Source organism: Methylocystis sp., assembly GCF_051061225.1.
Lineage (GTDB): Bacteria > Pseudomonadota > Alphaproteobacteria > Rhizobiales > Beijerinckiaceae > Methylocystis.
The window spans coordinates 35,987-48,616 of sequence record NZ_JBPFEB010000011.1 but is presented as its reverse complement, the minus strand read 5'-3'; the positions used below and the strand labels follow the sequence as shown (position 1 = coordinate 48,616).

Sequence of the window (12,630 nt, the reverse complement as noted above, 5' to 3'; positions counted from 1 at the left end):
GCCAGCGCCCAGCCGGCATAGTCGTCGATATCGGTCGCAAATCGCAATTGCGCCCCGGGCCGCATGACCCGCGCGAGCTCCTCCAATGTCTCTTTCGAGACGAAGCGGCGCTTGCGGTGCCGGCGCTTGGGCCAGGGATCGGGGTAGAAGAGAAAGACCCTGCCGAGGCTCGCGGGCGGCAGGACGCGCAGAACCTCGGCGGCGTCGCCCTGGTGAAGGCGGATATTGGAGAGGCCGAGCGCGTCGATGCGGGCGAGGAGCTTCGCCATTCCATTCACGAAAGGCTCGCAGCCGATGAAGCCGACATCCGGCCGCGCGGCCGCGGCGGCGACGAGATGCTCGCCGCCGCCGAAGCCGATCTCCAGAAACACATCCTCGACGTAGGGTGAAAACAGGCCCCGCGCCGAAGGGCAGGGCGCGGAAAGGTCGAGCGTCAGCCTCGGCAGCAGCTGCTGCAGCAGGCGCGTCTGGCCGGCGCGAAGCGCTTTGCCCTTGCTGCGGCCATAGAGGCGGCGCGCCTTGGGGGCCGCGCCGCCGCTGGTCTCGATCATGGCGTCGTCGTCGCCAGGGATGGTTTCAGTCAGGCGAAATGCGCGTTCAGCGCGTCGACGAGATCGGTGCGCTCCCAGGAGAAGCCGCCTTCTTCGTCCGGCGTGCGGCCGAAATGGCCATAGGCCGAGGTGCGCGCATAGATCGGGCGATTGAGCTGCAGATGCTCGCGAATGCCGCGCGGCGACAGGCGCAGAATCTGTGGCAGCACCGCCTCGAGCTTGTCCTCCGGAACCTGTCCGGTGCCGTGCAGATCGACATAGATCGACAGCGGCTCGGCGACGCCGATGGCGTAGGAGAGCTGCAGCGTCGCCCGATCGGCGAGGCCGGCGGCGACGATGTTCTTGGCCAGATAGCGGGCGGCGTAGGCGGCCAAGCGGTCGACCTTGGTCGGATCCTTGCCGGAGAAGGCGCCGCCGCCGTGCGGAGCCGCGCCGCCATAGGTGTCGACGATGATCTTGCGGCCGGTGAGGCCGGCGTCGCCGTCCGGGCCGCCGATGAAGAACTTGCCGGTCGGGTTGACGTGCCACACCGTCTTGTCGGTGATCCAGCCTTCCGGCAGCGCCGCACGAATATAGGGCTCCGCCAGGGCGCGGATGTCGGCGGGGGCGAGGGTCTCGTCGACATGCTGATGCGACAGCACGATCTGGGTCGCCTCGACCGGCTTGCCGTCAACGTAGCGGACGGTCACCTGGCTCTTGGCGTCCGGCCCGAGGCCCTTCTCCTTGCCGGAGTGGCGGGCCTGCGCGAGAGACTCGAGGATCTTGTGCGAATAATAGAGCGGGGCCGGCATCAGATCCGGGGTTTCGCGAACGGCGTAGCCGAACATGATGCCCTGGGCGCCCGCGCCCTCGTCCTTGTTGCCGGAGGCGTCGACGCCCTGCGCGATGTCGACGGACTGCTCATGCAGCAGCACTTCGATGTTGGCGGTGTTCCAGTGGAAGCCGCGCTGCTCATAGCCGATCGCGCGGATGGCGTTGCGCGCGATCTCGATGATGCGGTCGAAGGAAATATGCGGACCGCGAACCTCGCCCGCGATGACGACCCGGTTGGTGGTCGCAAGGGTCTCGGCGGCGACGCGGATCGCGTAAGGGTCAATGCCGGCCTTCGGTCCCTCGCGGAAGAACTCGTCCACGATTTCGTCTGAGATTCGGTCGCAAACCTTGTCCGGATGGCCTTCTGAAACCGACTCGCTGGTGAACAGATAATTCTTCCGGGTCACGTCCGAATCTCCCAATGACCGCAGAGGCGACGAAAACATTCGCGCGATTCTACGAAGTTAGCGGCGTTGATGTGCCAGCCGCCGTTCGTTTCGTCAAGCCAGACGGGCGCAAGCGTTCGTTATAGAGAACTGCGGCGCGGGATGGGCCGGCGTCAGCCCTCGCTTGCTTCCTGGTCCGCGAGCGTGCTCACAAGGTCAAGGACACGCTTGCGAATTTTGGGGTCCTTGATGCGGGCGAAGGCGCGATTGAGATGCAGGCCCTCGGCCGTGGACAGAAAGTCGACGACATATTGCGAGGACGATCCCTCCGCGAAGCCGACCGGTTCCGTCGAAAGGCTTGGCGCGCCCTCGAAGAAGAAGGACGGGGGGACGTTCAGCGTCTTCGAAATCTGTTGCAGCCGGCTCGCGCCGATGCGGTTCAGCCCTTTTTCATATTTCTGCACCTGCTGGAAGGTGAGGCCCAGAGCCTCGCCAAGTTTCTCCTGACTCATTTTCATCAGGATGCGTTGCATTCGTACACGGCTGCCCACGTGACGGTCGATCGGATCCGGCGTCTTCTTCACGTTCCACCACCCTCCTGCCACGTTTTAGCTGAATGCCGGTCGAATGCAAACAAAATTAGTGACTTATCGGTGGGCAACCGAAAAAAGGCCATATCCCTCCAGCAGAAGCGTAACAATGCTCCATCCCGGAACCCGCACTGGAGCGTGCCGGGGCGAGCGCTTCCGGAGGCCGTCGCCGATCTCGTCGAGAATCCGAACACGTCAGATTTCCCGAGACGTCGAGGCCAGAATCCGACCCGCCAGGGCGAGGCCGAAGACCACCGCCCACAGAACCGCAAACACAATCGGGCCGCGCCGTGCGAAAAACGTAACGGGCGCCGCCTTGGGGAGACGCCCGTCGATGACGCCCTCCACGCCGAGCGGAAGCGACTCGATCACGCGACCATAGGGGTCAATCAGGGCAGAAATCCCGGTGTTGGCGACGCGGATCATCGGGAGTCCCTCTTCGATGGCGCGCAGTCGGGCCTGGGCAAAATGCTGATAGGGGCCCGGCGTTTGCCCGAACCAGCCGTCGTTGGTGACATTCAGCAGAAGTTGCGGTCGGCTCCCCGTTTCGCTTCCGGCGACGGCTTCGCCGGGGAAGACAGCTTCGTAACAGATCAGCGGCGCGATCGGCGGCAGGCCGGGCGCCGTGAGCGCGCGCGGACCCTGTCCCCGGTCCCAGATTCCGGGAACCAGTTGCGTGACCCCGAGCGGGCGCAGCAGCGTCTCGAAGGGGAGATATTCCCCGAACGGCACCAGATGCGTCTTGTCGTAAAAGGCGATGATGCGATCGCCTTGCAGCACTTCGACGGCGTTGAAGATCCTGCCGCGCCGGCCGCCGCCGTCGCCCTCCACCCGCGCGGCGCCGGTGATCAGGATTTTCCCTTGCAGCGCCCGCGCGATGGCCGCCAGCGCCTGCGGCTCGCGCGACAGAACGTAGGGGAAGGCCGATTCAGGCCAGATGAGATGCGTGACGTCGGCGACGCCCGTGTGGTCCGGTCCCGTCGCGCGATCGGAGAGCGCCAGATAATGGCGCAGAATGGCCGGCCCGTTGTTGGGGCGGAATTTCGCGTCCTGGGGCAAGTTCGGCTGCATCAGCCGCAACTTCACATCCGCGACTTCTTCGGTCGCGTTCAGGCTGAGCCGCAGGACGCCATAGACCGCCAGACCCGCAAGCAGAATGGCGGCCGCGAGCGCGGCGCCGTTGGACAGAAAGCGTGTTCCCGGTCGTCGGTCGACGATGGCGGCAGGCGCGGCGAAAATCACGATGGCCGCCAGATCGAGCCCGTGCAGGCCGACGAGCGCGGCGCCCTGGGCGAGCGGCCCCGCCTGCGCGAGGGCCATGCCGAAGTCATTCCAGGGAAAGCCGGTGAGGACATGCCCGCGCAGCCATTCCGACCCGCCGAGACCCGCGGCCAGCGCGAAAATGCGCAGGCTTCCCGGCGACCACAGCAGGCGGGCCATGGCGAAGCCCAGCGCCGGAAACACGGCGAGAACCGACGGCAGGCCGATGACAGCGAGGGGCAGGGCCCAGGCGAATTGATCCGCTTCGACCAGCATGGCGGCGCCCAGCCACCACAGCCCCGCGAGAAAATAGCCGAATCCGAGCCACCAGCCGGCGCCGGCCGCCGAGAGCAGCGGGCCAAGGCGCGTCCCGGCGCCGCGACCGACCGCGCCGTCGATCAGCCAGACGGCCGTCGTCAGCGGAATGGCCATCGCTGGCGTAAAGTCGAACGGCGGCAGGGCGAGCGCTCCGAAGGCGCCCGCGGCGAAGGCGACGCCGCGTCGCGTCCAGCCATCGGCGAGAATGATGCGGGCCGGAAGAGACGACAGTCCCGCCCGGGCGCCGGTCGTTTGCGCGATCTCGGCCATCGGACCCCATGCGAATCAGCCGCCTGGCGGCGACCGCTGCGTTATAGCCGGATAGTCCGCGACTGTGATGTCCAAGGTGTGTCTCCCGCCGACGGGCGGGGGGGCAGCCGCGGGTAACCCTGCCGCCGCTCAGGTATGGCGCCGCGCGCGCACCCGAAGCTTGCCGACGCGGCGGGGATCGGCCTCGACGATCTCGAATTCGAAGACCTCCACGGGCGTGGCGATGATCTCCCCGCGCATGGGCACGCGACCGGCCAGCCAGGCGACGAGTCCGCCCAGCGTGGTCACCTCCGCGGGCGTGTCCTCGAGGCGGAAGTCGACCCCGAGCCGCGCCGTCACTTCGTCGAGATCGGCGCGCGCGTCGACAAGGAAGTCGCCGTTGTCGAGCTCCTCGATCTCCGGCGGCTCGACGACGTCATGCTCGTCCTCGATGTCGCCGACGATCATCTCCATGATGTCCTCGATGGTGACGAGCCCGTCGGTGCCGCCATATTCGTCGATCACCAGCGCGAGATGGGTGCGCGTCGTCTGCATGCGAATCAGCAGATCGAGAGCCGGCATGGAGCGCGGCACGAACAGCACGGGCTTGAGCAGCTCGGCCTGCGAGACCAGCGTATCCAGATTGATGCGCGCCGAGTCGGCGCAGACCGCGATGTGATTGACGAAGTCGCGGATGTGAACCATTCCGCGCGGATCGTCGAGCGTCTCCCAATAGACGGGCAGGCGGGAGTGGCCGGCGTCGCGGAAGACGGCCAGCGCCTCGCGCAGCGTCGAGTCCCCGGGAATGGCGATGATGTCCGCGCGCGGAATCATCGCGTCCTCGACGCGGAGGTCGTGGAGCCCGAGCACGTTCTTGAGCAGCGCGCGCTCATGCGGCGTGACGTCGCCGGCAACCTCCTCGAGCGCGTCCTCGATGTCCTCGCGCACGGAGGCCGGCGCGAGACCGAGCAGGCTGCGCAGGCGATCGAGCAGATTGCCGCGCGCCTCCTGGCTGCGTCTTAAGGGTTCCTCTGCGTTTTCAGATCGTATCGACATGACCTTCGTTCAGTTCGCCCGCCCCGTCCTGATCGTCGGCCGCTTCGTCGGCGTAGGGGTCGCGCAGGCCCAACCGCGACGCGATCCGTCTTTCGAGGCCTTCCATCACTTCGGCCTCGGCGGCAATCTCGTGATCATAGCCGATCAGATGCAGAAATCCATGGATGACCATATGGGCGGTGTGCTCAGGCAGGGTCTTTTCCTGCTCGGCGGCCTCGCGCGCGACAGTCTCATAGGCAATGACAATGTCGCCGAGCAGCGGGCGCGCCGCGAGTTTTCCGGGAGTCGGGAAGGAGAGCACATTCGTGGGCTTGTCCTTGCCGCGCCAGTCGGCGTTGAGTTGCGCAATCTCCGCGTCGTCGCAGAAGGTCACGCTGACTTCGCAACCCTCGACCAGTTTCGCGCTTGTTTCGGCGAGGCTCGCCTCGACGCAGCGGCGGACGAGCGCCTCCAGCCCCTCAACCTTGTCCCACGCCTCGGCGGAGAGATTGACGTCGACGTCGATGGTCATGCTTCGCCGCGCGGCTTGCTTCTGGCGCGGGCGGCGCGGTCATAGGCGCCGACGATCTGGCGCACGAGATCGTGACGCACGACGTCTCCCTCGGAGAAGGTGACGCGACCGACGCTGTCGATCTCGGAGAGCAGGGAAATGGCCTCCGACAGGCCGGATGTCTGGCCCGGCGGCAGATCGGTCTGCGAGGGGTCGCCGGTCACGATCATGCGCGAGCCTTCGCCAAGGCGGGTGAGGAACATCTTCATCTGCATCGAGGTGGCGTTCTGCGCCTCGTCGAGCAGGACGCAGGCGCGGGTCAGCGTGCGGCCGCGCATGAAGGCGAGCGGCGCCACTTCGATGATGCCCGTCTGCATGCCGCGCTCGACCATGCGCGAATCCATGAAATCATGCAGCGCGTCGTAGATCGGCCGGAGATAGGGGTCCACCTTCTCGCGCATGTCGCCGGGAAGGAAGCCCAGCCGCTCGCCCGCCTCGACTGCTGGCCGCGACAGAATCAGCCGCTCCACAGCGCCCTGTTCCATGAGCTGCACGGCATGGCCAACGGCGAGCCAGGTCTTGCCGGTGCCGGCGGGGCCGGAGCCGAAGACCAGCTCGTAGCGCTTCAGCGCGCGCAGATACTGGTCCTGCGCCGCGTTGCGGGCGCGCACGAGGCCCCGCTTGCGGGTGATGATCTGCTCGAAGCCGCCGCGCGCGGGTTCGGCGTCCGGGAAGAGGCTGCGCTGGCGCGCGGTTTCCTCGATCGCGCCGTCGACGTCGCCGATCGCGACGGCCTGGCCCTTCGCGATGCGCTCATAGAGCGCCTCCAGCACGCGCCGCGCGTGCTCGCAGGCCTCCGTCTTGCCTTTCAGCGTGACGTGGTTGCCATTGGCGAAGGAGGCGATCTTCAGCCGCCGTTCGATCTTGGCGAGGTTCTGGTCGTAATGGCCAAAGACAAGAGAAGCGTATTTGTTGTTTTCGAAGGCCAGGGTGATTTCCGCGTCGGGCTCGGCCGCCTCGTCCGGGCGTCCGGTCCGCGTGTCGTCAATCGTCGTCAAGCCTTCGCCTCCTCGCCCACCAGCCGGCCCGCCAGGGAATTGGACCCCGCCGCGACAATCGCGACCCGGCCCACGCTTCCGATCATGTCAGCGGGGCCGCTGACATGCACTGCTTGCATATAGGGACTTTTGCCCGCGATTTGACCCTCGTGGCGGCCGGGTTTTTCAAAGAGCACGTCGATCGTTCTGCCGACAGTCGCCCCGTTGAAGGCCTGGCGCTGCTCCTCGAGCAGCGCCTGAAGGGCGGCGAGGCGCTCGCGCTTCAGCGCCTCGTCGATCTGATCCGCCCGTTCGGCGCCGGGCGTGCCGGGGCGCGGCGAAAATTTGAAGGAGAAGCTCGACGCGAAGCCCACCTCGCGCGCCAGCGCCAGCGTGTCCTCGAAATCGGCGTCGGTTTCTCCCGGAAAGCCGACGATGAAGTCGGAGGACATCGCCACATCCGGCCGCGCCCGCCGCAGGCGCCGGACGATGTCGAGATAGTCGTCGGCCCTGTGCTTGCGGTTCATGGCCTTGAGCACGCGGTCGGAGCCCGACTGAACGGGCAAATGGACATAGGGCATGAGCTTTCCGATCGACTCATGCGCATCAATCAAATCCTGCTCCATGTCGACAGGATGACTGGTCGTGTAGCGCAGGCGCGCGATCCCCTCCATCTCCGCGAGATGGGCGAGCAGGCGCGCAAGGCTCCATTCGCGGCCCGCGCCGTCGTGACCGCGATAGGCGTTGACGTTCTGGCCGATGAGCGTGATCTCGCGGACCCCGGCGTCCACGAGCCGTCGGGTTTCGGCGAGAATATCGGCGACCGGCCGCGAGACTTCCGCGCCGCGCGTGTAGGGCACGACGCAGAAGGAGCAGAATTTGTCGCAGCCTTCCTGAACGGTGACGAAGGCGGAGACGCCCCGGGCGCGGATCTGCGCGCGGCTCGGCTGGGGCAGGGCGTCGAACTTCTCCTCGACATCGAATTCCGTGTCGGTCAGGCGGCGGCCGTCCTTCGCCTGTTTCAGCAAGTCCGGCAGGCGGTGGTAGCTCTGCGGACCGACGACGAGATCGACCGCGCGCTGGCGCTTCAGCACCTCCTCGCCCTCGGCCTGCGCCACGCAGCCGGCGACGACGATCCGCATGTCGCGCCCCTCCGCCTCGCGGGCGCGCTTTTCGAGCGCCAGCTTGCCTAGCTCCGAGTAGATTTTTTCGGCCGCCTTTTCGCGGATATGACAGGTGTTGAGGATGACGAGATCGGCGTCCGCCTCGTCGCCTGTCTCGACGTAGCCCTCGCGTCCGAGCAGATCGGCCATGCGCGTGGCGTCATAGACATTCATCTGGCAGCCATAGGACTTGACCAGAACCTTGCCGCCAGCGGGCGCGCCCTCGGCGGTCGTCGTCTCAGGCGCCTGGAACAGCGCCGCCGCAGTCGAAACCGGGTTGGTAATCGTGAAGCTCCCTGACGCGCCAAGCGCCCGACTCATCCGGCGCTTTCCGTCTCCTGCCGGCAGTATAGGCGGTTTTGCCGGTCCCGCCGACTCCAATATTTCAGACAGCCGGCCGCGTGTTTAGCGCGCTGCGCGACGCTTGGCGGGGCTCACATCTCCAGCCGCAAATTCACCGCCGCGCGGCGTTCGCCATTGGCCCGCTGGTAGTAATTCTCGCGCCGGCCGATCTCCCGGAAGCCCGCGCGCCGATAGAGCTTCAGCGCCGCCGCATTGTCGTCCGCGACCTCGAGGAACACCAGACGCGCCCCGCCGCGCTCCAGATTTTCGAGATGCCGCTCCAGCAGCATCCGCCCGAGTCCGGCGCCGCGCCGGGCGGGATCGACGGCGAAGGTCAGCACCTCTCCGTCCGGCGGCAGAAGCCGGGACAGGATGAAGCCGCCGAGCCGGACCTTGGCGCCCTCGCTCACGGCGCCGTCGGCGATGACATGGGGGTCGGTGAGATAGCTCTCGAAGTCGATCTTGGACCAGCCGTAGGCGAAGGAGCTCCCGTGCAGGGCCTCGCACTCCTCGGCGCGCTCCGCCCCGATGGGGCGCACCACGAAAGTCGGTTTGGCGAAGAAGTTTGTCAGCAGGCTCATGGGGATAGACTACGCCTGCGCAGCTTCGCTGGCGAGCGTCTCATTGGCCGGCGGAGCGCCGGCGAGGCCCGATGGCGCCGCCGCCTCCTGCGGCTTGCCGGCGACCGTGACATCCGGCTCCTTGAGATAGAGCGGGCGCGCCGGCGCGCTTTCGGGCTTCGCCGCCAGACCGAGGCGCGCGACGTAGGCGATTTCGGGGGACGCGCGGTCGCTGACGATCCTGTGCGCGACGCCGCTGGCGCGCGCCTCCCGGGCGAGCAGCTCCGCGCCGGAGCCGACCAGCAGCAGCGGGCCGTCGCCCATCGCCCGCAACGCCTCATGGGCGCCGGCGCGGCGGGGAGGCAGCAGCGCCCGGCCGTCCGGGCCGAAGGCGGCGACAAAGACCTTCTCGTGACGGGCGTCGATGGCGGCGGCGACGACGCCGTCGAATTCCTCGAGGATGAGCGGGGCGGCGAGCGCCGCCAGCGTCGAGACGCCGACGACGTCCGCCTTGCAGGCGAGGCCGATGGCCTGGCCCGCGGCGAGTCCAATGCGAATGCCGGTGAACGAGCCGGGGCCGACCGCCACCGCGACGCGGTCTATGCTGGCGAAGCCGCCCTCGACCTTGCTCATGACCCGCTCGATGAGCGGCATGACAGCCTCCGCATGACCGCGCTCCATGGCGATGGTCTCGGAGGAAATGGGCTCCTCCGCCTCGCTGTCGAGCACGCAGGCCGATACGGCGGGCAGGGCGGTGTCAATCGCAAGGATTCGCATGGGCGGAGAATAGGACCCTTTTGGGCGCCTAAGCAACAAAGCGTGGGCGTGAAAAACCGGAAGCGTCCGGCGGCGTTGCGCGCGCATGGCCGAGCGGCGGCGATTTCCGCCGTCTGGGTAAGATCTTGCAGCGCCCGCGCGCTAGCGTAGCGAGTGGCTCAGGGCCTCGTAGAGCCCAAAATCCACCGCCGCGAGCATCACCCCGATCAGCGCGGCCTGCGCGACGAACCAGTAGTTCCGGCCGGTCTGCATCTCCAACTCCCCGCTCTCTGGCGGGAGGTAGCGGGGGACTGTTCCCTGGCAAGGGTTTCCGTCGGCGCTTTGGTCAACGGTCCGCGTCCGCTCGCTCTTCCGAGACCGGGAGGCGCGCGGGCAGGGGGCTCAAGGCTCCTCTGGCCCTTTGTAATTTGCCGGAACCGCGCCCGTCAGCGCGCCGAGGAAGGCGACAATGTCGGCGGCGTCCTGATCCGACAGCGTGGCGCCGAGCTGGGTCTTGCCCATGATCTTCACCGCCCTGGTCAGGTCCGCGACCGAGCCGTCGTGGAAATAGGGGGCGGTCTTCGCGACGTTCCGCAGGCTCGGGACCTTGAAGACGTAGAGATCGGCGTCGTTCTTCGTCACGTCCGCGCGCCCCTTGTCAGGGTTCGCGACGCCCGTCTCCTTCCAGTAGTCTTCCGCCACGCCGAATTTCTGGAAGGCGCCGCCGCCGATCCCCGCGCCATTATGGCAGCCGGCGCAGCCCGTATCGATGAATTTGCGCAAGCCGGCCTGTTCCTGCGGGGAAAGCGCCTTGGCGTCGCCGCCCAGAAAAGCGTCGAATTTCGAAGGGGTGAGCAGCGTGCGCTCGAAGGCGGCGATGGCGACGCCCCAGTTCTTCGAGCTGATCGGCTCCTTGTCGCCAGGGAAAGCCTTGGCGAAAGCCGCTGAATACTCGGGGGCTTCCTTCAGCTTGCCCATCGCCGTGGCCTGATCGGGATTTCCGAAACTCGCGGGGCCGAGGAGCGATTTCTCGGCCTGCTCCTCGAGCGAGTCGCGGTCTCCGCGCCAATGCTGCCGGAAATTGAGCGACGCATTGAACACGGTCGGCGCGTTGCGCGGATTCTCCTTGCCGAAGACGCCGATGGACTTCGGCAGGCCGTCGCTCCCCTGCTTGTCCGGCAGGTGGCAGTGCGAGCAGCTTACATTGCCGTCCATCGAGACGCGCGGCTCGAAGAAAAGCCGCCGGCCCAGGTCGATGCGGGCCGCCTGCAGGGGGTCCTTTGGCGCGGGGGCGGCCGAGATCGGCTGAAAGACCGCCTTGGCGTCGTCGAGAAGTTTCTTCGCCTCGCTTGCCCCGGCGGCGGGCGCCGCGATAGCGGCGGCGATGAGAAGGGAAGGGAGAATCGCGTGACGCATGGCTGCCCCCGGCGCGGGATTGGCTCTGTCGGTTTTGGGCAAAAAAAATCGAGCCAAGCAAGACGCGTCGCCAATGCGACGCCCATCTTACCGGCTCGATTTTTGGGAGCGCCCGCCGGAAAGCGGCGGCGACTCGCGCGAAATCCTTAGATTTCAGCCGACGAGTAGGCGGTGACTTCCATGCCCACGCAAACTTCGACGATCACAGGGGTGGTCCAAGCCATTTCATTTCCTCCATAATGGAACTCTGCCGGCTGCTCCTGCTCTTGTTTCCTCGACTTCTCGGGGTCGGGCGACGGGGGCAGGTTCGAGCTCGGCGAGAGCATTATCATGATCCACCGGGCCGCGCAATCTGGCCGCTCTCCACATGGAAAACGATTGTTCAGCAGCGACAACGCGTGTCGTGTTTGCGACAGGATGTCCTCTTTGCGCGCATGACGCGCCGGGCGGAAAGGATTGAAATCAATGAGGTTCGACGTCGCCGCGGCGATGGTTTCAAAATTGCTGGGACGGCTTTCGATTTCAAAAAGAGGGGAGCGCGGTCATGGACGGGACGCGAATCGGACGGCGGCCCGCCGCTCTCATCCTGGGCCTCAACGAGATCGCCTCGGCGACGGCCGTGGCCCTGCACAGGGCGGGCTACGCCTGCCTGATGTCGCACGATCCTTTCCCGCCCGTCATCCGGCGCGGCATGGCCTACCATGACGCGCTGTTCGGCGAGGAGATCGTTCTGGACGGCCTTCCGGGGCGCCGGGTCGAGACGGCCGCGGAGATCGCTGGCGTGCTGCGCGAGCGCCGGGCCATCGGCGTGACGCCGCTCGCGCTCACCGACATCATCCCCTTGCGCCTCCCGGACCTCCTGATCGACGCCCGGATGCAGAAATATCTGGCGACGCCCGACTGGCGGCATATCGCGCGCCTCACCGTCGGGCTCGGTCCGAGATTCGAGGTCGGGGCCAATTGCGACATCGCGATCGAAACGCGGCCCGCCGATGTCGGCCGCATCCTGCGGCGCGGCGTCACCGAGGCTGCGGACCATGCCGCCCGCGACCTCGGCGGGCTTGGCGCGGAGCGCTTCGTCTATGCCGAGCGCGACGGCCTCTGGCACACTGCCGTCGAGATTGGCGCGCGGGTCTATCGCGGCGTGGTGATCGGCCGGCTGGACGGCGCGCCGGTGACCGCGCCCCATGACGGCGTGCTGCGCGGCCTCCTGCGCGACGGCGGCCGCGCCTTCGCCGGGGCCAAATTGCTGGAGATCGATCCGCGCGGCCGCGCGGCGCGCTGGACCGGCGTCGACGAGCGCGGAGCGCGTATCGCCCGGGCTGTCGCCGACGCCGTGCGGCTCAAGGAGGCGGAGCAGGCCGCCCGACTCGTGGCGACGCCGCTGTCGACAGATTAGGCCGCGCCGGGCTGACGTCAGGTTGTTTTCCCTACGGAAGAATCGCCGGCGAGGCGCCTGGCGTCTCGACAGAGCGCCGGACGGCTGCTACGCATACGGCGCCTTCTGGATGGGCGCGCAACGCCGCGTCCGCGCCTGGGGCGTTGCAAGAAAAAGTCCTGGAATTTTCCTCCTGCTGACGGCTATAGCGGAGAAAGTTTCCGAGCCGCGGGGCGTTTCGCCGCGCGGCGTTCCAACAACCGCC

13 protein-coding genes are annotated in these 12,630 nt (G+C 67.1%); 1 reads left to right on the top strand and 12 read right to left on the bottom strand.

Annotated elements, in window-relative coordinates; genetic code table 11:
- From trmB to pqqA, 12 genes are all read right to left on the bottom strand, one after another.
- The coding region (gene trmB, locus ACR652_RS03210; RefSeq protein WP_434505078.1) for a tRNA (guanosine(46)-N7)-methyltransferase TrmB at positions 1–551 on the bottom strand (551 nt) is incomplete at its 3' end.
- A gap of 29 nt (positions 552–580) precedes the next feature.
- A complete protein-coding gene (gene metK, locus ACR652_RS03205; RefSeq protein WP_434505077.1) occupies positions 581–1,771 on the bottom strand; it encodes a methionine adenosyltransferase in 1,191 nt (396 codons plus the stop codon).
- Between the two features lie 152 nt (positions 1,772–1,923).
- Complete coding sequence (locus tag ACR652_RS03200; RefSeq protein WP_434505076.1) at positions 1,924–2,334, bottom strand: helix-turn-helix domain-containing protein; 411 nt, start codon at positions 2,332–2,334, stop codon at positions 1,924–1,926.
- A gap of 201 nt (positions 2,335–2,535) precedes the next feature.
- The gene (gene lnt, locus ACR652_RS03195; protein ID WP_434505075.1) at positions 2,536–4,188 is read right to left on the bottom strand and encodes an apolipoprotein N-acyltransferase; all 1,653 of its coding nucleotides are present in this window, start codon (positions 4,186–4,188) and stop codon (positions 2,536–2,538) included.
- 129 nt (positions 4,189–4,317) lie between these two features.
- Positions 4,318–5,223, bottom strand: coding sequence for a hemolysin family protein (locus ACR652_RS03190; protein ID WP_434505074.1), 906 nt, complete (start codon positions 5,221–5,223; stop codon positions 4,318–4,320).
- Positions 5,207–5,734: an rRNA maturation RNase YbeY gene (ybeY, locus tag ACR652_RS03185; protein WP_434505073.1), complete on the bottom strand. Its 528-nt coding sequence runs from the start codon at positions 5,732–5,734 to the stop codon at positions 5,207–5,209. Before ybeY ends, ACR652_RS03190 begins: the two co-directional genes overlap by 17 nt.
- Positions 5,731–6,771 carry a PhoH family protein gene (locus ACR652_RS03180; RefSeq protein WP_434505072.1) on the bottom strand — a complete coding sequence of 347 codons (1,041 nt, stop codon included), beginning with the start codon at positions 6,769–6,771 and terminating at the stop codon, positions 5,731–5,733. The genes ybeY and ACR652_RS03180 overlap by 4 nt, the downstream gene beginning before the upstream one ends.
- Positions 6,768–8,234 (bottom strand): tRNA (N6-isopentenyl adenosine(37)-C2)-methylthiotransferase MiaB, encoded by a 1,467-nt coding sequence (gene miaB / locus ACR652_RS03175; protein WP_434505071.1) that lies wholly within the window; start codon positions 8,232–8,234, stop codon positions 6,768–6,770. The genes ACR652_RS03180 and miaB overlap by 4 nt, the downstream gene beginning before the upstream one ends.
- Before the next feature lie 113 nt (positions 8,235–8,347).
- Positions 8,348–8,836, bottom strand: coding sequence for a GNAT family N-acetyltransferase (locus ACR652_RS03170; protein ID WP_434505070.1), 489 nt, complete (start codon positions 8,834–8,836; stop codon positions 8,348–8,350).
- A gap of 9 nt (positions 8,837–8,845) precedes the next feature.
- A complete protein-coding gene (gene tsaB / locus ACR652_RS03165) occupies positions 8,846–9,592 on the bottom strand; it encodes a tRNA (adenosine(37)-N6)-threonylcarbamoyltransferase complex dimerization subunit type 1 TsaB (protein ID WP_434505069.1) in 747 nt (248 codons plus the stop codon).
- A 381-nt stretch (positions 9,593–9,973) separates the two neighbouring features.
- A complete protein-coding gene (locus ACR652_RS03160; RefSeq protein WP_434505068.1) occupies positions 9,974–10,987 on the bottom strand; it encodes a cytochrome-c peroxidase in 1,014 nt (337 codons plus the stop codon).
- A 146-nt stretch (positions 10,988–11,133) separates the two neighbouring features.
- Positions 11,134–11,211 carry a pyrroloquinoline quinone precursor peptide PqqA gene (pqqA, locus tag ACR652_RS03155; protein ID WP_154420341.1) on the bottom strand — a complete coding sequence of 26 codons (78 nt, stop codon included), beginning with the start codon at positions 11,209–11,211 and terminating at the stop codon, positions 11,134–11,136.
- Between the two features lie 320 nt (positions 11,212–11,531).
- On the opposite strand from pqqA, the gene ACR652_RS03150 reads away from it, so the two are divergent.
- On the top strand, positions 11,532–12,386 hold the full coding sequence (locus ACR652_RS03150) for a xanthine dehydrogenase (protein WP_434505067.1): 855 nt from the start codon (positions 11,532–11,534) through the stop codon (positions 12,384–12,386).
- Positions 12,387–12,630: the final 244 nt, after the last annotated feature.